The sequence below is a fragment of the Hoeflea sp. EC-HK425 genome (assembly GCF_902498795.1).
Lineage (GTDB): Bacteria > Pseudomonadota > Alphaproteobacteria > Rhizobiales > Rhizobiaceae > Hoeflea > Hoeflea alexandrii.
The window spans coordinates 568,471-587,149 of the sequence record NZ_LR701572.1; the positions used below are offsets into that span (position 1 = coordinate 568,471).

An 18,679-nucleotide genomic window follows, 5' to 3' on the forward strand; every position below is an offset into this window, starting at 1 on the left:
ATCATGACCAAGACCAAGCTTTTTCTGCTGTCGGCGGGCGGCACCGGCGGGCATCTGTTTCCGGCCGAGGCGCTGGCGCACGAACTGACCGCGCGCGGGCACAGGGTACACCTGGTCACCGACAGCCGCGCGGAACGGTTCTCCGGCAAGTTTCCCGCCTCCGACATTCACGTCGTGCGTTCGGCCACCATCGGCTCGAAGAACCCGCTCAAGGTGATCAAATCGCTGTGGACCCTGTTCAAGGGTGTGCGCGAGGCAGGCGCGCTGATCCGGAAGATCAGGCCCGACGCGGTGATCGGTTTTGGGGGTTATCCGACCATCCCGCCGCTGCTTGCGGCATCGAATGCCGGGCTGCCGACGATGCTGCATGAGCAGAACGCGGTGATGGGGCGCGCCAACCGGGCGCTGGCCTCGCGGGTCAAGGCGATTGCCGGCGGCTTCCTGCCCGAAGGCAAGGGCCGCTATGCGGACAAGACGGTGATCACCGGCAATCCTGTGCGTCCCGAAGTGATTGCGGCGGCGGCTATCCCCTATGTGCCTTCGGTCGATGGCGAGCCGTTCCGGCTGGTGGTGTTTGGCGGCAGCCAGGGCGCGCAGTTCTTTTCCGATGCCATTCCATCGGCCATCGGGCTCTTGCCCGAGCCGCTCAGGGCGCGGCTGCAACTCACCCAGCAGGCCCGGCCCGAGGACGAGGCGCATGTCAGGGCGCGGCTCGAGGAAATGGGGGTCGAGGCCGAGGTCTCGCCGTTCTTTACCGATATGGCGGCACGTATCGGGGCTGCGCATCTGGTGATTTCACGTTCCGGTGCTTCCACCGTTTCGGAGATCGCCGTCATCGGTCGCTCGGCTATTCTCGTGCCTTATCCCTATGCGCTCGATCATGACCAGGCGGCCAATGCGCAGGCGCTGATGGACAAGGGCGGGGCTAGTGTCGTCAGGCAATCGGACCTGACACCACAGGTTCTCGCGGGCATGCTGGCTGACCGTATGGAAGATCCCGCCGGTCTGGCTGCGACGGCCGCCGCCGCCCAGGCTACGGGAAAACCCGACGCCGCGCGCTTGCTTGCCAATCTGGCAGAAGCTATTGCGGAGGGCGTCAGTGTAGATCAATTCAGGAGTCCGCCCGCATGAAGATGCCACAAACAATCGGCCTGGTGCATTTCATCGGCATCGGCGGCATCGGCATGAGCGGCATCGCCGAAGTGCTGAACAATCTTGGCTACAAGGTTCAGGGCTCGGATCAATCCGAAAGCGCCAATGTGCAGCGGCTCAGGGACAAGGGCATCGAGGTGCATATCGGCCATTCGGCCGCCAACCTGGGTGATGCCGAAGTGGTGGTGGTTTCGACCGCCATCAAGAAGAACAACCCCGAGCTGATGGCGGCCCGCGAGCGGCTCCTGCCGGTGGTGCGCCGTGCCGAGATGCTGGCTGAACTGATGCGCTTCCGCAACGCGATCGCGATCGGCGGCACCCACGGCAAGACCACGACCACCTCGATGGTTGCAACGCTTCTGGAAGCCGGCGGGCTTGATCCGACCGTGATCAATGGCGGCATCATCAATGCCTACGGCACCAATGCCCGCATGGGCGAGGGCGAGTGGATGGTGGTGGAGGCCGACGAGAGCGACGGCACCTTCCTCAAGCTGCCCGCCGACATTGCGGTCATCACCAATATCGACCCCGAGCACCTCGATCATTACGGGACATTTGACGCGGTGCGCGCCGCTTTCCGGCAATTCGTCGAGAACGTGCCGTTCTACGGCTTCGGGGTGATGTGCCTCGACCACCCGGAAGTGCAGGCGCTGGTCAGCCGCATCGAGGACCGCCGGGTCATCACCTATGGCGAGAACCCGCAATCGGACGTGCGCTATTCGAACCACCGGATGGATGGTCCGGTTTCGGTCTTCGACGTGGTGATCCACAGCCGCAAGACCGGCAAGACTGTCGAGCTCAAGGACCTCAGGCTGCCAATGCCGGGCAAGCACAATGTCTCCAATGCTGTCGCCGCGATTGCCGTCGCCAGCGAGCTGGGGCTGACTCCGGAACAGATCGCCAAGGGGCTCGGGCAGTTCGGCGGGGTCAAGCGCCGCTTTACCCATACCGGAAGCTGGAACGGGGTCGAGGTGTTCGACGACTACGGTCACCATCCGGTCGAGATCAAGGCGGTGCTGTCGGCTGCCCGCGATGCCTGCCAGGGCCGGGTGATTGCCGTCGCCCAGCCGCACCGCTACACCCGGCTTGAAAGCCTGTTTGATGACTTTTCCGCCTGCTTCAATGACGCCAACACGGTGATCATGGCACCGGTCTATGCGGCCGGCGAGGATCCGATCGAGGGGATTGATTCAGCCCATCTGGTGATGAGCATGAAGGCGGGCGGGCACCGCGATGCAAGGCTGATCGACGGACCGGCGGCGCTGGCGCCGCTGGTTGCCGAGATCGCCCGGCCAGGTGATTATGTCGTCTGCCTCGGGGCCGGCACCATCACCCAGTGGGCCAACCAGTTGCCCAAGGAACTCAATGCGCTCAAGCCCCAGTCCGGGAGCAACGCATGAAGCCGTTGCAGGTCGATGGGGAAAAGCTTCTGGCATCGCTCGACGGCAGGCTGGGTGATGTCCGGGGCCGATTGACCCCGAATGCCGACATGTCGAAGGTGACCTGGTTCCGCACGGGCGGTCCGGCGGAGCTCATGTTCCAGCCGGTGGATGAAGACGACCTCTCGGCCTTTCTGGCAGCGCTGCCGAAAGAGGTCCCGGTCCTGCCGGTGGGAATCGGATCGAACCTGCTGGTGCGCGACGGCGGCATCCCAGGTGTGGTGATCCGGCTGTCGGCCAAGGGGTTCGGCCGCGCCGAACAGGTGTCGGACACGCGGCTCGCAGCGGGCGCGGTCTGCCCGGACAAGCATCTGGCGGCGCTGGCGCTCGAGAGCGGGCTTGGCGGATTTCACTTCTATCACGGCATTCCCGGCGCCATCGGCGGCGCGCTTCGGATGAATGCCGGGGCCAACGGGGTTGAAACCCGTGAGCGCGTTGTCGAGGTTCACGCCATTGACCGCAAGGGCGTGCGGCATGTGCTGTCGAATGCCGACATGGGCTATGCCTACCGGCACTCGTCGGCGCCGAAGGACCTGATCTTCACCCGCGCCATCTTCGAAGGCATACCCGCCGACAGGGACGAGATCCGGGCCGCGATGGACGCCGTCCAGCATCACCGCGAGACGGTGCAGCCGATCCGCGAAAAGACCGGCGGTTCGACCTTCAAGAACCCGGAAGGCCATTCGGCCTGGAAAGTGATCGACGAGGCCGGCTGTCGCGGCCTGACCGTGGGCGGGGCGCAGATGTCGCCGATGCACTGCAATTTCATGATCAACACCGGCACCGCCTCGGGCTACGAGCTCGAAAATCTCGGCGAGACCGTGCGCGCAAGAGTACTGGAAAACTCGGGCATCCGTCTCGAATGGGAAATCAAGCGGCTCGGCCTGTTCGAGCCGGGGCAGGTGGTGCAGGAATTTTTGGGGCAGTTGGTATGAGACCGACTTCCTGAAGTGAGGTGGAAGGTCTGGATATGGTCCGGGCTTCCCATCAATTCCAGTTGCGAATCGCGCACAACAATTCAAATGTTTTTGGTTTGTTCTTGTGCTTAGGTGGTGGGAATGAAACCTGAAGTCATCAGGTTTCGCCTGCCATCGGGAGCAAGCCATGTCTGACGATGTTTGCCGCGATTTCGATTTCGTGTTTGGCGACTGGCTCGTTCGCCACCGCCGTCTGACCGTGCGCCTTGCGGGCAGCGATGTGTGGGACGAGTTCGACGGCACCAGTTCGACGCGCCCGGTGCTGGGCGGCAATGGCAATCTCGAGGACAACTTCATCGAATTCCCGGGCGGCGCCTATCGCGCCGTGGCTCTGCGGTCCTATGACAAGGCCACCGGGCTTTGGGCGATCTGGTGGCTTGACCAGCGCAATCCGCACCATCTTGACGTCCCGGTGGTCGGCCGCTTCGAGAACGGGGTCGGGACTTTTTTGGCCGATGATTGTTTCGAAGGGCGACCGATCAAGGTCCGCTTCACCTGGATCAGCCTCGATAAGGACACCTGCCTTTGGGAACAGGCATTTTCCGCCGATGGCGGCAGCACTTGGGAAACCAACTGGACGATGCAGTTCAGCCGGGCCGGCGAGTTCTCATAGTCCCAGCGCCGATTTCACCGCCTCATGCGGCAACGCCGGCACGAAATTTCCGTCTCGCCCGGTCATGTCCTCGTTGGCGACCATCGAATTGAGGATGGCTTCCTCGGTCGCCTGCACCACGGCCTCGAAGAACGGGTCGATGTCTTCGTCCGGCACGAAGCGCACCGTACGCATCGCGCCGCCGCCCAGGTCCGATGCGGCTGTCGAGAAGGCCAGGAACAGATCGCCGGATCCGTGGGTGGCCATGCCGCCGGTCCTGCCGATGCCGAAGCTGGCGCGGCGGGCAAGCCGCTTCAACTGGTGGGGCAGGAACGGTGCATCGGTGGCGATGACGGCGATGATCGACGAAAGCTCGGTGTCCCTGGTGTTGGTCCGCATCTGCGGCAAATCCGGATCGGCGCCGATGTTCTTGCCGAGCATGGTGAGGTGCCGGCGGGTGCCGAAATTGGCCTGCACGAAGACGCCCACCGTAAACGCCTCGCCGTCGTAACCGACCAGCCGCGAGGCGGTACCTGAGCCGGCCTTGAAGCCAAAGCACTTCATGCCGGTGCCGCCGCCGACGCTGCCTTCCTCGACGGCACCGCCGCGCGCCGTGTCGATCGCCTCGATCACATGCCGCGCCTCGACATGAAAGCCGTTGATGTCGTTGAGGAAGCCGTCATAGGTCTCGGCCGCCACCGGCAGGGCGAAGTCGTCGTGGTAGCGTTCGGCCAGGAAATCGACGGCCCATCTGATCGTCGCGTCGCGGGCGATGCCGCAGGAATGGGTGTTGGTGATGGTGATCGGCAACGCCATCTTGCCGGTTTCCTCGATGTAATGGGTGCCGCTCAACTCGCCATTGCCGTTGAGGCTGAAGAAACCTGCAAACAACGGCTGATCGATCTGGTCAAGCGGGCGCGGCACGATCGCGGTCACGCCGGTGCGGATGGGACCGGCGCCCTGCTTGAGCACGCCGTTGCCTTCAATAATCGTCGAATAGCCGACGCTCACGCCCGGCACGTCGGTGATGGCGTTGAACGGTCCGCTGATGCCTTCGAACGGCAGGCCGAGACCCCTGCCGCGCAGCTTGCCTGATGGTGTGGTGTTCCATTCCGGCTTCATCGGGCGGCTCTCCTTTGGCTGGGCAGGTGAATGGCGAGAGACAGGTGACATGGAACCGGGCCGGCGCACAAGACGGAGCAAGCTGTCGCGAGAAGCATGGACCACATCCCGTCCACAGCCCGGGCGCCCCTAATCGCGCGGCCGACCTTTGGGAAATATCTATTGGAAACATATTCTTAACGCGGCATACCTAAAATTGTCCCCAATAAACAGGAGTGGTTCCATGGTCAGCGTCATCCGCAAATGGATTGTCGATCAGCTGATGTTTGGCGAATTCGCCAGCTATCGCGATGTCTGCCGCAAGTCGGTGTGGGTGGCGCTCAAGGTCTCGCTGGTTGCCTATGGCCTCAACCTTTGCGCCCATTTCCTGCTCCATGCATTCGGCCTTATGCCCTACAGCCTGGGCTCGGCGCTGATCATCGCCACGGCGCTGACCCCGCCGATCACCTTTGTTGTCTCGGTTGCTGCTTATATCGCGGTTGGTTTTGCCATCCACGACCTGGGTGTTTCGCGGGCGGAGTTCGAGAAGCTGAGCCGGACCGACATGCTTTCGGGGCTTGCCAACCGGCGGGCCTTTCTTGAGCAGTTCGACGGCTGCGAGGGCGACAAGGCGATGCTGGTGATCGATCTGGACCGGTTCAAATCGGTCAATGATACCTATGGCCACATGACCGGCGACGAGGTGATCGTCAAGGTCGGCAAGATGCTTGCAACGGTGTTCAACGACCGGTGCCTGTGCGCCCGGATCGGCGGCGAGGAGTTCGCCGTGTTCTGCCGGGACATGCCCTTTGGCGAGTTCATGGTGCTTGGAGAACTAGCGCGCAGGAAAATCGCCGGCATGCGGTTTGCGACGAAGGACGGGGAGTTTTCGGTCACTGTATCGGGGGGCCTGGCGCGGGCATTGCCGCATGAACATTTTGGCGAAGTCTTTTCCCGGGCGGACAAGGCGCTCTATGAGGCCAAGTCTGGCGGCCGGGACAGGATCGTGATTTGTTACGAGACCGGTGACAAAACAGGCCAGCCGGAGCGAGGGCGCAAGGTCGCCTGAGCCGTCTCCGGCCAGCGCCTGGAAAGACCCCGGGTTATGAAAGCCGACCACGGGTATTGACCGTCAGCGTTACAGCGGGGTGATCGTTTGCTCGGCGACGACGGGCAGAAAAGCCTACCGCTCTCTGGATTCGTCTCGATTCAAAAACGTAGTGCTCCGGTTTCCCCGCCGTTTGTCTTGTCTTCCGACCGGTTTCAGGCCGACCGGGGCACCGGTTTCAACTTGGGCTTTGCGCCGTCCTGTTCGAGGATCTTGCGCCTGGCATCCTCCGCGCTCATGGGCCTGCCGAAAAGATAACCCTGGATCAGGTCCGGCTGAAGCTTGCCGAGAATATCCATTTCGGCTTCGGTCTCGACACCTTCGAGAACGCAGCGCAGGTCCAGCTTGCGGCAGAGACCGATGACGCCTGCGACGATTTCGCGGGATGTGTTGCTGTGAGCGACCTTGCGCACGAAGCTGCGGTCGATCTTGACCTTGTCGAGCGGCAACTGGTCGATGTACTCGAAGCTGGAATAGCCCGAGCCGAAATCATCAAGCGCGATCCGACAGCCGCTGGCCTGCAGTTCCTCGAGCAGCTTGCTCGAAGTGTCGAGGTCGGTCATCACCGCGGTTTCGGTGATTTCGAATTCGATGCGTTGCGGCGCGATTCCCGATTTCATGATCTGGCCCAGCAACGATAGAATGAAGGCGCGATCGGAGATGTCCTGGGCCGAGAGGTTGAAGGACAGGCTGATGTCGGTCGGCCAGTGCGCCATTTCGGCCAGGCCCTTGCTGAACAGGATGTTTGTCACCCGGCGGATGTGGCCGGCGCGTTCTGCCGCGCGAATGAAGAGGTCGGGGCGCACCAGGCCCAGTTTCGGGCTCTGCCAGCGCGCCAGGGCTTCGAAGCCAACGACGCGTTCTTGTTCCGGCGAATACTGCGGCTGGTATAGCAGGAACAATTCCTGCTCCAGATCGCCCTCGCGCAGTGCACGCTCGATTTCGATGGCCCGCTTCATTTCCTCGTCCTCAGCCGTGTCGAACAGCACGCACTGGCCCCGGGTCTGGGTCTTGGCCTTGAAAAGTGCGTAATCGGCCTTCTCGTAGAGCTGGGCTCCGGAAGCGCCCATGCTGGGAAAATGGGAAAAGCCGGCCGAAGCTCCGATCGAGAGGTGAAGGAGATCTACCGGGTAGGGGGTGCTGATGGCATCGATGACAGTCGCGCCGAGGTGTTCGGCAGTCTTGGCGTCAACCTGTCCGGTGAAGATCGCAACGAACTCGTCGCCGCCAATCCGACCGAAGGTTGCGCCTTCAATGTTGAGCGCGGATGCGCGGTTGACAACGGCGCACAGGAGGTCGTCCCCGACAATGTGACCGTAAACGTCATTGATCGCCTTGAACCCGTCGAGGTCGAAAATGCCCATCCAGAAAGGCCGGCGCTGCTGGACGAGATAATCGATCTTCTCGAAGATGGCCCGCCGGTTCGGTACGCCGGTGAGCATGTCGGTGTCGGCCAGGCGGCGCGCCTTGGCAGCCAGTCTGTCTGCAAGCAGCCGCGCATCGATCTGCTGCAGGATGGCCTTGCGCAGAAGGGTTGCCATGGCAAGCGAACCGAAGGCGGTGGCAACTCCGATCGAGACATACTGGTCGAACAGTTCCGTCGAAAGGCTGGAGGCAAACCAGTAGAGTGTGGTCAGCGACAGGAAGACGCTGGCCAGGGTAATCCTCAGTGTCACCGCGGTGGTGGAGAAGACCACTGCCAGCATGGCAAAATAGACGAGTTTCGATTGCTCGAAATTGATCAGCAGATAGACAAGGACATTAGTGTAGAGCAGCAGGTTGATGAGTAGCCCCGACAATTCGAGCCGCAGCAGCGAAGTCGATTTTTCAGTCAGCACGTGCTGTCTGAGCAGGTAGAAGCAAAAGGCGGTAAAGGCGCTCAGCGAGCCGAGAACGGCAAGCGGCAATCCGGTTTCATCCCGCCAGTGGCTGAAGGTAATAAAGAGATAGTAGGCGCATCCGGGCACAAGAATGGTGCGAATGATCGGCGTATAGGCCCTTGCCATGGCCTGTTGCCGCAAGGGGTCGATCGAGGGGGCAATATTGCCGAACAGACTGACCAGTTTCATATCTACACTTTTCTCAAATCAGCGTTTTGAACAACAACGTCCGAATGCGGTCCGTGCAGCTCCTCTCCAGGGAGGCGGCGGCGGTCGGCTTATGGTTCGGGAATTGTGCCAGGTGCCCGGTTCGGCTGAACGGACGGGTGCGTTGACATCTCCAAGAGAGGATCTTGAGCGCGTGTTCTGTCATGAACAGCCTTCCGTCTCTTGTTACGCGTCACACCCTAAGGGGTAACGGTTAATGTACTGTTCTTGAGAAGATCGTTGATTAGTTCTGCTTAAAAAATTGTTTCAACTGGGTTGAGTTGTCCGTTCCATGGGATGCTGGAAGGTTGGTGGCGGTTATACTTGAACGCCTGCAGACGTGTTGTCCGCCATGGCTCGCGGGCCATGCGTTTCCTGACGATTGTTGATCCTCAAGCTCTTGCACGTTCACTCATGGTCGGCTCAAAATCGTTTGAGCCCGGCGGTGCATGCCTCATTTTTCCTGGCTCGACCGGTTTGGCGCAATCTTCGTTTTGTAAGTTGAAGGGTAGTGCTTAGTGGTGTGCGCCCGGCAATGCGCCGGGTGCTGCCTTGATGAATCTGGCCCGGCGGGCCGGCGTGAGGTTCCTCCCGGGGTCTCCCGCGTCTGAACATGAGGGAATGGGATGACTGCTGATACAGCGAAAAAGCACGTGGCCGTGCTCATGGGCGGATTTTCTTCCGAGCGGCCGGTCAGCCTGTCGTCGGGTGCCGCCTGCGCCGATGCGCTGGAGAGCGCCGGGTATCAGGTGACGCGGATTGATGTCGGTCCCGATGTGGCCTCTGTCCTGGCCGATGTGAAGCCCGATGTCTGCTTCAACGCGCTGCACGGGCCTTACGGTGAGGATGGCACGATCCAGGGCCTGCTCGAGTATCTGGGCATTCCCTATACCCATTCGGGGGTCACGGCCTCGGCGCTGGCGATGGACAAGCGGCTGTCGAAGATCGTTGCCAAGGCGGTGGGCATCCCGGTTGCGGAATCCAAGGTGATGAACCGGCATGAGTTCACTTCAGCCCACCCGATGCAGCCGCCCTACGTGGTCAAGCCGGTCAATGAGGGCTCAAGCTTCGGCGTCGTCATCGTCAGTGAAGGCCAGTCGCATCCGCCGCAGGTGATCACCTCGAAGGAATGGAAATACGGCGACACGGTCATGGTCGAGCGTTACGTCGCCGGCCGCGAGCTGACCTGCACGATCATGGGCGATGTGGCTCTGGCGGTGACCGAGATAGTGCCGCAAGGACACAGCTTTTACGATTATGACTCTAAATACGTCGCCGGGGGCTCCAAACACGTTTGTCCGGCGGAAATTTCACCAATTGTTTACCAAAAAATACGTAGGTTGGCTTTGAAGGCGCATCAAGCGATCGGCTGTCGCGGCGTGAGCAGGTCGGATTTTCGTTACGATGACCGTTTCTCCGAAGAAGGGGAGGTCATCTGGCTCGAAGTCAACACCCAGCCCGGCATGACACCGACATCCTTGGCGCCGGAAATGGCCCTGCAGGCGGGCCATTCGTTTGAAGAATTTGTCAGCTGGATGGTGGAGGACGCTTCGTGTCGTCGATGAAGGGAAACAAGGGCAGTGCCGCTCATGCGGCCAGCGGGTCGGGGCGTGATGCGTTCTCCGGCGCGTTTGTGCTGCCCCGTTTCCTCAGACGCCCGGTGCGTTTCGGCATCGCGCTGGCCACCGGTCGTGTCGGTATCCGTCCGCATGCAGGCTCGGTTGCCGCTTTTGCCTTTTTTACCGCGACCGGCCTGTACGGAATGGCGCTGGGTGGCCACACCCAGGCCGTGACGCAGGCCGTGACAACCGGCGCAGGATTCGCGCTCGAGGACGTTCAGGTCAGCGGCAATGTCGAGACCTCCGACATCGATATCCTGCAGCAGCTCGGTCTCGACGGGTCGACCTCGGTGGTGGCGATCAATGCTCATGCCGCGCGCGAAAAGCTGATGGAACTGCCGTGGGTTACCGATGCGCAGGTCCAGAAGGTCTATCCGCGCGGGCTCTCGGTCCAGCTCGTCGAACGCAAGCCGGTGGGCATCTGGCAGCACGGCGACATGCTGTCGCTGATCGATGCGCGCGGCGACGTGATCGCCCCGCTCAACGGCGCCCGTCATGCCGGACTGCCTCTGTATGTCGGCCTGGGCGCCGACCGTCATGCCGACGAGCTTGAGGCGCGGCTGCTGTTCTATCCGGAACTGCGCGCCCGGGTGAAGGCCGCGATCCGTATCGCCGACCGTCGCTGGGATCTGCGGCTCGACAATGGCGTGACGCTGAGCCTGCCCGCTGACAATGTTGGCGCGGCGCTGAAGCGCTTTGCCGAATTCGATGCCGGCCGTGATGTGTTGTCGCGCGATATCACCGCTGTCGATCTTCGGCTTGAAGACCGGGTGACGTTGCGGCTGAGCGAAGCTTCCTATGAGCGCCGCCAGCAGGCGCTCGAAGCCCGCGCCAAGCTGATCAAGGCGGGTCAAAAATCGTGAGCCTGTTCCGCCCCTCTTCCATGCTCCCACGGCTCAAGCCGCTTTCATCAAAGCGCGTCAGCATCGTCACGGTGCTGGATATCGGCTCGTCGAAAGTGGTCTGCATGATCGGCCGGCTGACACCTGTCGAGGGTGCGGAGGTTCTTTCGGGCCGCACTCACAGCATCGAGATCCTTGGGATCGGTCACCAGAAGTCACGCGGACTGAAGGCCGGCGTGATCTCCGACATGGATGCTGTCGAAAGCTCGGTGCGGCTGGCTGTCGACGCCGCCGAACGGATGGCCGGCGTGACCGTGGAAAGCCTGATCGTCAATGTCACGGCAGGTCGGCTGAAGAGCGAGACCCATTCCGCCTCGGTCAATCTCGGCGGTCACGAGATCGCGTCCGGCGATCTGGCCAAGGTGGTCAATGCCGCAACCCGGCAGAGCCAGCTCCACGAGCGCGCGATCCTGCATTCGCTGCCCTCGAGCTATACGCTTGATGGCGAGCGCGGCATCCGTGATCCGGCCGGCATGTATGGCGACCTGCTGGGGGTCGACATGCATGTGCTGACGGCCGACCGGGCGCCGCTCAAGAATCTCGAGCTGTCGATCAACCGGGCACACCTGACCGTCGAGGCGATGGTGGCGACACCTTATGCTTCCGGGCTTGCAGCACTTGTCTCCGACGAGGCCGAAATGGGCTGCGCGGCAATCGACATGGGCGGCGGCACCACCACGATCTCTGTGTTTTCCGAAGGCAAGCTGGTCTACGCCGATGCAATCGCGCTTGGCGGCCATCACGTCACCATGGATCTGGCGCGCGGACTGTCGACCCGGCTTGACGATGCCGAGCGTATCAAGGTGGTGCATGGTTCGGCGCTGCCGCAGGCTGGCGAGGACCGGGACGTCATCTCGATCCCGCCTTTCGGCGAGGATGAACGGGACCTGCCGACGCATGTGCCGCGCGGACTGGTCTCGCGCATCGTGCGCGCACGGGTTGAAGAGACACTCGAAATGCTGCGCGACCGAATTCAACAGTCGGGCTACGGCTCGCTTGTCGGCAAGCGTGTGGTGCTGACCGGCGGCGCCAGCCAGATGACCGGCTTGGCCGAGTCTGCCCGGCGCATCCTGGCCCGCAATGTCCGGATCGGACGGCCGCTGGGGGTTTCGGGGCTGCCGGCCGCGGCCAAGGGGCCGACATTCTCAACGGCAGTGGGGCTGATGATCTATCCCCAGGTCGCCCATCTTGAATCACACGGCGCGGGTGAGGGCGGCTTTGCCGCCATGGCCGGCGCCGGCGGCCGCCTGTCCCGTATGGGGCAGTGGCTCAAAGAGAGTTTTTGAATTCACAGAATTGGCCAACGCGGCGGTGCGGGCCATGCCAAAGGAAGGAACGGGTGCCATGACCATCAATTTGCAGAAGCCGGACATCACCGAGCTGAAGCCCCGCATCACTGTGTTCGGGGTTGGCGGCGGTGGTGGCAATGCCGTCAACAACATGATCAATGCCGGGTTGCAGGGCGTCGACTTCGTCGTCGCCAACACCGATGCCCAGGCGCTTACGATGTCGAAGGCCGACCGGCTGGTGCAGTTGGGCGTGGCGGTCACCGAAGGTCTTGGCGCCGGCTCGCAGCCGGAAGTCGGCCGCGCGGCCGCTGAAGAGTGCATCGACGAGATCATCGATCACCTGAACGGCACCCATATGTGCTTCGTCACCGCAGGCATGGGCGGCGGCACCGGCACTGGCGCTGCCCCGGTCGTTGCCCAGGCTGCGCGCAACAAGGGCATCCTGACCGTTGGCGTGGTCACCAAGCCATTCCATTTCGAAGGTCAGCGTCGCATGCGGCTGGCGGAATCGGGTATCGAGGAGCTGCAGAAATGCGTCGATACGCTGATCGTTATTCCGAACCAGAACCTGTTCCGCATCGCCAATGACAAGACCACCTTCGCCGACGCCTTCGCGATGGCCGACCAGGTGCTTTACTCGGGCGTTGCCTGCATCACCGACCTGATGGTCAAGGAAGGCCTGATCAACCTCGACTTCGCCGACGTCCGTTCGGTGATGCGCGAGATGGGCCGCGCCATGATGGGCACCGGTGAAGCTTCGGGCGAGGGCCGCGCGATGGCCGCCGCCGAGGCTGCGATCGCCAACCCGTTGCTGGATGAGACCACGATGAAGGGCGCGCAGGGCCTCTTGATCTCGATCACTGGCGGTCGCGACATGACCCTGTTCGAGGTCGACGAAGCCGCAACCCGCATCCGCGAGGAGGTCGATGCAGACGCCAACATCATCCTTGGTGCAACCTTCGACGAAGCTCTCGAAGGCCTGATCCGGGTCTCGGTCGTTGCAACCGGCATCGACCGGGTGGAAGGTGCTGTCGAACAGCGTCCGACCATGCAGGCGTCGCGTCCGGCTGCCCGTCCGGCGGTCACCGCCCAGCAGCAACCTGCCCGTCCGGCAGCGCCCGCATCGCAGCCTGCTGCGGCAAGCCAGGCAGACGCCGTCGCAGAAACCATCCTGTCGGCGGAAGCCGATCTGGAACGGGAACTGGATATCGCCGGCGAGATCGAACTTGCCGCTCAGGCCCAGGCGGCCAAGCCGGCAGCGCCGGTTGCCCAGCCCGGCTTCCAGCCGCAGAGCCGGCTTTTTGCAGGTGCAGCCGATACTGCGCCGCAGATGGCTCAGCCGCAGCCGGCGATGACCGCGCCGCAACGCCCTGCCGCGACAGCCGCCCCGGCGGCACCGCAGCCGCAGCCGGTCCCTGAAATGCGCATGGAGCCGCAGCCGACCCGGATGCCGCGGGTTGAAGACTTCCCGCCGGTCGTCAAGGCCGAGATGGAACATCGCGCCGCTCCGCAGGGCAACGCCGACGAGCGTGGGCCGATGGGTTTGCTGAAGCGGATCTCGAGCACGCTGGGGCGCCGTGAGGAAGAGGAATCCTCCCAGATGCCGGCCGCGGCCCAGGCACCGCAAGCGCGGCGGCCGCTGTCGCCAGAAGCCAGCGTCTATGCCCCACGCCGCGGACAGCTCGACGACCAGGGCCGGATGACACCGCAGGCCCGCTCGGCGCATGAAGACGAACAGCTCGAAATTCCCGCGTTCCTGCGCCGTCAGGCCAAGTGAACCGGCAACGATCTGTTACATAGCTTTGAGCATGGCGGCCACCGGGTCGCCATGCCCATTTCTAACTGCTTGTTTAGCGTGAGGTTTTTAAATCGTCTTGGCGTTACGGTTTCGTAACAGATGGAAAAAAAGCGTGATTTGGAAACTTGGGTCCATCGCCGTATCTTGCCCCGCAACAACAAGGGGCTGGGGTAGCCGACCGCACTGGGGAAGAGTGGGGCTGCTCCTGACGATTGGGGACATCATGGTCTTTACCGGCCATGCCAGATATTGCGGGAAACGGCGAACCTTATGAGTAGTGATGTAGTAGGACTGCAGACCACAATTTCGCGGTCGATTTCTCTGTCTGGCATCGGAGTCCATTCCGGTGAAAATGTCTCTATCTCCTTTCATCCCGCAGATCCCGACAACGGCATCGTCTTCAACCGTCAGCTTCCCTCCGGTGATGTGGTCAGTGTCCGCGCTGTCTCGTCGCAGGTCGGTTCCACGGATCTTTGCACACTGCTTGGCAAGGCGCCGGATCGCTCGATCGCGACCGTCGAGCACCTGATGGCCGCGCTTTACGCGCTTGGCGTCGACAATATCAACATCGATCTTGACGGTGGCGAAGTGCCGATCATGGACGGCAGCGCCGCCGTGTTCATCGAGGCGCTCGATACCGCCGGTCTTGTCAATCATTCGGTGAAGCGCCGCTATATCCGGGTGATCAAGCCGGTGCGGATTGAAATGGGCGGCTCCTGGGCAGAATTCAGCCAGCACAATGGCACCCGCTTCGAGATCGACATCGATTTCGAGACTCCGCTGATCGGACGCCAGTCCTGGAAAGGTGAAGTCACCGCAGACACGTTCCGCCGCGAACTGGCCCGTGCCCGCACCTTTGGTTTCATGCGCGATGTTGAACGGCTCTGGGCTTCCGGCCATGCGCTGGGCTCGTCGCTCGACAATTCCGTGGTGATCGGCGATGACGACAAGGTCATCAATGTCGAGGGTCTGCGTTACCGTGACGAGTTTGTTCGTCACAAGACGCTGGATGCGGTTGGCGATCTTGCACTTGCCGGCGCACAGTTCATCGGTTGCTATCGCAGCTACCGCGGTGGCCACAAGCTCAACGCGCTTGCGCTGCGGGCGCTTCTGGCTGATCAGTCGGCCTATGAAGTGGTCGAGGCACCGGCGCGCCGCGACACGGTTCGTCATGGTGAACTGGTGGCTGTCAATGCCGCGGTCTTCGCTCCTTGGGCGCTTTAACGGCTCGATCAGGCTTTCCTGTCACCATCAGGTTCTAAACTCGTGATATTGAAGAGGATCGCTGCCACAAAATTGCGGCAAAGCGTCTTCATGACGTTGCGAAGTTCGGTCATTTCCGGATAGAAACGCTGGTCTGGTTCCGCGGGGCATCTGGTTTCCGCGGCTGTTGAGAGGTTTGCAGGATGAATACTTCGGTCATGGGCGAGCGCAGACGCGTGTTTCGGGTAGCGCTCCTTGTCGCCGGACTGGCTGGCATTTCATCTTTCGTCAGCGGCTGCCAATCTGACCCGGACATCGATATCAGCACCTATGCGCAGTCGATCGAGCCTGCCGACGTACTTTACAATCAGGGACTTGCCAATCTCGAGGCGGGTCAGCTGACCGAGGCCGGCCGCAAGTTCGACGCCGTCGACAAACAGCATCCCTATTCGGAATTCGCCCGCAAGGCGATGGTAATGAGTGCCTTCACCAATTACCGCCAGGCGCAGTATACCGAGGCAATCAACACGGCTAACCGCTACCTCAGCCTTTACCCGAACGATGAAGATGCCGCCTATGCGCAGTACATCGTCGGGCTTGCCTACTACCGGCAGATCCCCGAAGTCACCCGCGATCAGCGCACCTCGGCGCGGGCGATCGCGGCGTTTACGGAAGTGGTCGAGCGCTATCCCGATTCGGAATATGTCGAGGACAGCCAGGCGAAGCTGCGCTACGCGCGTGACCAGCTGGCCGGCAAGGAAATGCAGGTCGGTCGCTACTACCAGGAGCGCAGGGAATATGTCGCTGCTGCCAATCGGTATCGCCTGGTGGTCGAGCAGTTTCCCAACACCCGTCAGGTCGAAGAGGCGCTGGCGCGTCTGGTCGAGACTTATTACGCGATGGGACTGGAAAGCGAAGCACAGACGGCGGCGGCCGTTCTCGGGCACAATTATCCCGACAGCCAGTGGTATGCGGATTCCTACAGGCTCCTGTCGACCCGAGGCCTCGAGCCACGGGAAAACAAGGGGTCATGGATTTCACGCGCCGGGGCCGCCCTCGTCGGCTCCTGAAACGGACGGCGATGCTTGTCCAGCTGTCGATCCGCGATATCGTTCTGATCGAGAGGCTTGATCTCGAGTTTGACGCAGGTCTTTCGGTGCTCACCGGCGAGACCGGTGCCGGTAAATCCATTTTGCTTGATTCACTTTCGCTGGCGCTTGGCGGTCGCGGCGACGGCAGCCTCGTGCGCCACGGCGCCGACAAGGGGCAGGTGACGGCGGTCTTCGACGTCGGCGCGGATCATCCCGCGCGCAAGCTCTTGCGCTCCAATGACATTGATGATGACGGCGACCTGGTGTTCCGCCGGGTGCAATCGGGCGATGGCCGTACCCGGGTGTTCATCAACGACCAGCCTGCCAGCGTGGCGTTGATGCGCGAGGCAGGATCTTTGCTGGTGGAAATCCACGGGCAGCATGATGACCGCGCACTGATCGACACCGATGCACACCGGGCCCTGCTGGATGTCTTTGGCGTCTTGAGCGAGCGAACCGCGGACGTCGGGCGTCTGCACGAAGGCTGGCGCGAAGCCGAGCGGGCGTTGAAGGCGCACCGGGCCAAGGTCGAGGAAGCCCGGCGGGAGGCCGACTGGCTGCGGTCATCCGTCGATGAACTGGAAAAGCTTCACCCTGTCGAAGGCGAGGAGGAGGAGCTTGCGATCCGCCGGTCGCTGATGATGAAATCCGAAAAGATGGCGAGCGACATCAACGAGGCCAACGAGGTACTCAACGGCCAGGGCTCGCCGATGCCGGTGATCAGCGGACTGGTGCGTCGGCTGGAGCGCAAGGCGCAGGAAGCGCCGGAACTGCTCAATGATACGGTCTCAGCGCTCGATGCGGCGCTCAACGCGCTGGCCGATGCGCAGACGGCGGTTGAAGCGGCCCTTCGTGCGGCTGATTTCAATCCGCGCGAGCTCGAAGAGACCGAGGAACGGCTGTTTGCGCTTCGGGGGGCGGCGCGGAAGTACAATGTGCCGGTCGAGGCACTGCCGGAACTGGCCGCGCGGATGGTCGCCGACCTCTCGGATCTCGATGCCGGAGAGGAACGGCTTGCCGCGATGGAAACCCGGGTCCGCGAGGCGAAGGCCGCCTTCCTGCACGCGGCGGAGCAGCTCTCCGAACGCCGGCACAAGACCGGTGAGGCGCTGGCGGCCGCCGTAATGGCGGAATTGCCGGCGCTGAAGCTCGAACGGGCTGAGTTTCTCGTCGAGATCGCCAGTGACATAGCCCATGCCGGGCCGTCGGGCATCGACAGCGTCGCCTTTCACGTGCGCACCAATCCCGGCTCGCGGCCGGGACCGATCATGAAGGTGGCTTCCGGCGGCGAGCTGTCACGCTTCCTGCTGGCGCTGAAGGTGGCGCTGGCCGATCGCGGTTCGGCGCCGACGCTTGTGTTCGACGAGATCGACACCGGAGTGGGCGGTGCGGTGGCCGATGCGATCGGCAAGCGGCTGAAGCGGCTGTCGGCGGGCGTCCAGGTGCTTTCTGTCACCCATGCGCCGCAGGTCGCAGCACGCGCCGCCACGCACCTGCTGATCGCCAAGGGGCCGACCGAAGCGGGCTCGAAAACGGTGTCGACACGGGTTTCCACCATGGGCGCGGATGCGCGGCGCGAGGAAATCGCGCGGATGCTGGCCGGCGAACACGTGACGGACGAGGCGCGCGCCGCCGCTGGCCGCTTGCTTGAGGGCAATGTCTGAAGGGATGCTGTGCAGGTGCAATGTCCTGCGGCCTTGAGGCCTTCTACCAGTAGAACGACCTGGGCGCCGAGGCGCTCTTGACGCGACCCATCATCTCGATCACCTCCGACGCGGTGCCGTAGGCTTCGCCCGCCAGGGCGGATGCGTTGTCCCTGCGATCTATGTGTGAATTGGCGCTTTCGGCCATGGCTGTGAGCTGCTTTGCGGCGCTCATGAAGCTGTCCATCGTCTCGATATCGGCCTGGCTGCGGGACGGTTGAGCGGGTTGCGGGCCGTCGTCGAGATCGAGGTAGGCCTGTTGAGCCAGCGACAGTCCCTGGGCTTCAGGGCGCGGCAGGGCGGCGAGCGCTTCGAATGCGCCGGCAAAATCTTCTGCTGCAGCTTTGAGTTCCCGGGCGAACTGTGCGGACCGGCCCGCCTGGACACCTGGCGCCATGTCGAACAGCATCAGCTTGTTCATCTGCTCGCGAAGCTGCTTGAGGCGTTCCTCGGCGAAGGCCTTGCGGCTGTGGGCCGCGGCTTCGGTGAGGTTTCCCAGCCGGTCCAGCGCGCCTGACGTGTTCTCGTCGGGCTGCTCGTATGCGGGGGCGGTGCGTTCGCTCAAGGGGGCTTTCGTGAAGGTGTGGATGGCTCCGACGAGCATTCGTCTGGTCTTCC

Annotated in this window: 15 protein-coding genes; 12 read left to right on the forward strand and 3 right to left on the reverse strand. The window is 62.6% G+C overall.

The features are described from left to right. The first annotated feature begins 3 nt into the window (after nucleotides 1-3). From murG to SPHINGO391_RS05610, 4 genes are all read left to right on the forward strand, one after another. Nucleotides 4-1,131 carry an undecaprenyldiphospho-muramoylpentapeptide beta-N-acetylglucosaminyltransferase gene (gene murG / locus SPHINGO391_RS05595; protein WP_152007903.1) on the forward strand — a complete coding sequence of 376 codons (1,128 nt, stop codon included), beginning with the start codon at nucleotides 4-6 and terminating at the stop codon, nucleotides 1,129-1,131. Next, on the forward strand, nucleotides 1,128-2,552 hold the full coding sequence (murC, locus tag SPHINGO391_RS05600) for a UDP-N-acetylmuramate--L-alanine ligase (RefSeq protein WP_152007904.1): 1,425 nt from the start codon (nucleotides 1,128-1,130) through the stop codon (nucleotides 2,550-2,552). Before murG ends, murC begins: the two co-directional genes overlap by 4 nt. Before the next feature lie 5 nt (nucleotides 2,553-2,557). Further along, the gene (gene murB, locus SPHINGO391_RS05605) at nucleotides 2,558-3,526 is read left to right on the forward strand and encodes a UDP-N-acetylmuramate dehydrogenase (protein WP_152011441.1); all 969 of its coding nucleotides are present in this window, start codon (nucleotides 2,558-2,560) and stop codon (nucleotides 3,524-3,526) included. A gap of 169 nt (nucleotides 3,527-3,695) precedes the next feature. After that, complete coding sequence (locus SPHINGO391_RS05610) at nucleotides 3,696-4,181, forward strand: DUF1579 domain-containing protein (protein WP_152007905.1); 486 nt, start codon at nucleotides 3,696-3,698, stop codon at nucleotides 4,179-4,181. On the opposite strand, the gene SPHINGO391_RS05615 is transcribed toward SPHINGO391_RS05610, so the two are convergent. Beyond that, entirely contained in the window at nucleotides 4,176-5,282 is a 1,107-nt protein-coding gene (locus SPHINGO391_RS05615; RefSeq protein ID WP_152007906.1) for a P1 family peptidase, read from the reverse strand. The genes SPHINGO391_RS05610 and SPHINGO391_RS05615 overlap by 6 nt on opposite strands. 223 nt (nucleotides 5,283-5,505) lie before the next feature. Between SPHINGO391_RS05615 and SPHINGO391_RS05620 the strand changes: the two genes are divergently transcribed. After that, complete coding sequence (locus SPHINGO391_RS05620; protein ID WP_152007907.1) at nucleotides 5,506-6,330, forward strand: GGDEF domain-containing protein; 825 nt, start codon at nucleotides 5,506-5,508, stop codon at nucleotides 6,328-6,330. A 194-nt stretch (nucleotides 6,331-6,524) separates the two neighbouring features. Here the strand turns inward: SPHINGO391_RS05620 and SPHINGO391_RS05625 are convergent, their stop codons facing one another. Then, nucleotides 6,525-8,438 carry an EAL domain-containing protein gene (locus SPHINGO391_RS05625; RefSeq protein WP_152007908.1) on the reverse strand — a complete coding sequence of 638 codons (1,914 nt, stop codon included), beginning with the start codon at nucleotides 8,436-8,438 and terminating at the stop codon, nucleotides 6,525-6,527. A 644-nt stretch (nucleotides 8,439-9,082) separates the two neighbouring features. Here SPHINGO391_RS05625 and SPHINGO391_RS05630 point away from each other — a divergent pair. From SPHINGO391_RS05630 to recN, 7 genes are all read left to right on the forward strand, one after another. Next, nucleotides 9,083-10,021, forward strand: a complete 939-nt coding sequence (locus tag SPHINGO391_RS05630) for a D-alanine--D-alanine ligase (protein WP_152007909.1) — start codon at nucleotides 9,083-9,085, stop codon at nucleotides 10,019-10,021. After that, complete coding sequence (locus SPHINGO391_RS05635) at nucleotides 10,018-10,938, forward strand: cell division protein FtsQ/DivIB (protein WP_152011442.1); 921 nt, start codon at nucleotides 10,018-10,020, stop codon at nucleotides 10,936-10,938. Before SPHINGO391_RS05630 ends, SPHINGO391_RS05635 begins: the two co-directional genes overlap by 4 nt. Continuing rightward, nucleotides 10,935-12,263 (forward strand): cell division protein FtsA, encoded by a 1,329-nt coding sequence (ftsA, locus tag SPHINGO391_RS05640; RefSeq protein ID WP_152007910.1) that lies wholly within the window; start codon nucleotides 10,935-10,937, stop codon nucleotides 12,261-12,263. Before SPHINGO391_RS05635 ends, ftsA begins: the two co-directional genes overlap by 4 nt. A gap of 58 nt (nucleotides 12,264-12,321) precedes the next feature. Then, nucleotides 12,322-14,043 (forward strand): cell division protein FtsZ, encoded by a 1,722-nt coding sequence (gene ftsZ, locus SPHINGO391_RS05645; RefSeq protein WP_152007911.1) that lies wholly within the window; start codon nucleotides 12,322-12,324, stop codon nucleotides 14,041-14,043. Between the two features lie 291 nt (nucleotides 14,044-14,334). Next, nucleotides 14,335-15,288, forward strand: coding sequence for a UDP-3-O-acyl-N-acetylglucosamine deacetylase (gene lpxC, locus SPHINGO391_RS05650; RefSeq protein WP_152007912.1), 954 nt, complete (start codon nucleotides 14,335-14,337; stop codon nucleotides 15,286-15,288). Nucleotides 15,289-15,470: 182 nt separating this feature from the next. Continuing rightward, complete coding sequence (locus tag SPHINGO391_RS05655; protein WP_152007913.1) at nucleotides 15,471-16,337, forward strand: outer membrane protein assembly factor BamD; 867 nt, start codon at nucleotides 15,471-15,473, stop codon at nucleotides 16,335-16,337. Nucleotides 16,338-16,348: 11 nt separating this feature from the next. Next, complete coding sequence (gene recN, locus SPHINGO391_RS05660) at nucleotides 16,349-18,022, forward strand: DNA repair protein RecN (RefSeq protein ID WP_152007914.1); 1,674 nt, start codon at nucleotides 16,349-16,351, stop codon at nucleotides 18,020-18,022. Nucleotides 18,023-18,065: 43 nt separating this feature from the next. Here recN and SPHINGO391_RS05665 read toward each other — a convergent pair whose 3' ends face one another. Beyond that, a complete protein-coding gene (locus SPHINGO391_RS05665; RefSeq protein ID WP_152007915.1) occupies nucleotides 18,066-18,665 on the reverse strand; it encodes a hypothetical protein in 600 nt (199 codons plus the stop codon). Nucleotides 18,666-18,679: the final 14 nt, after the last annotated feature.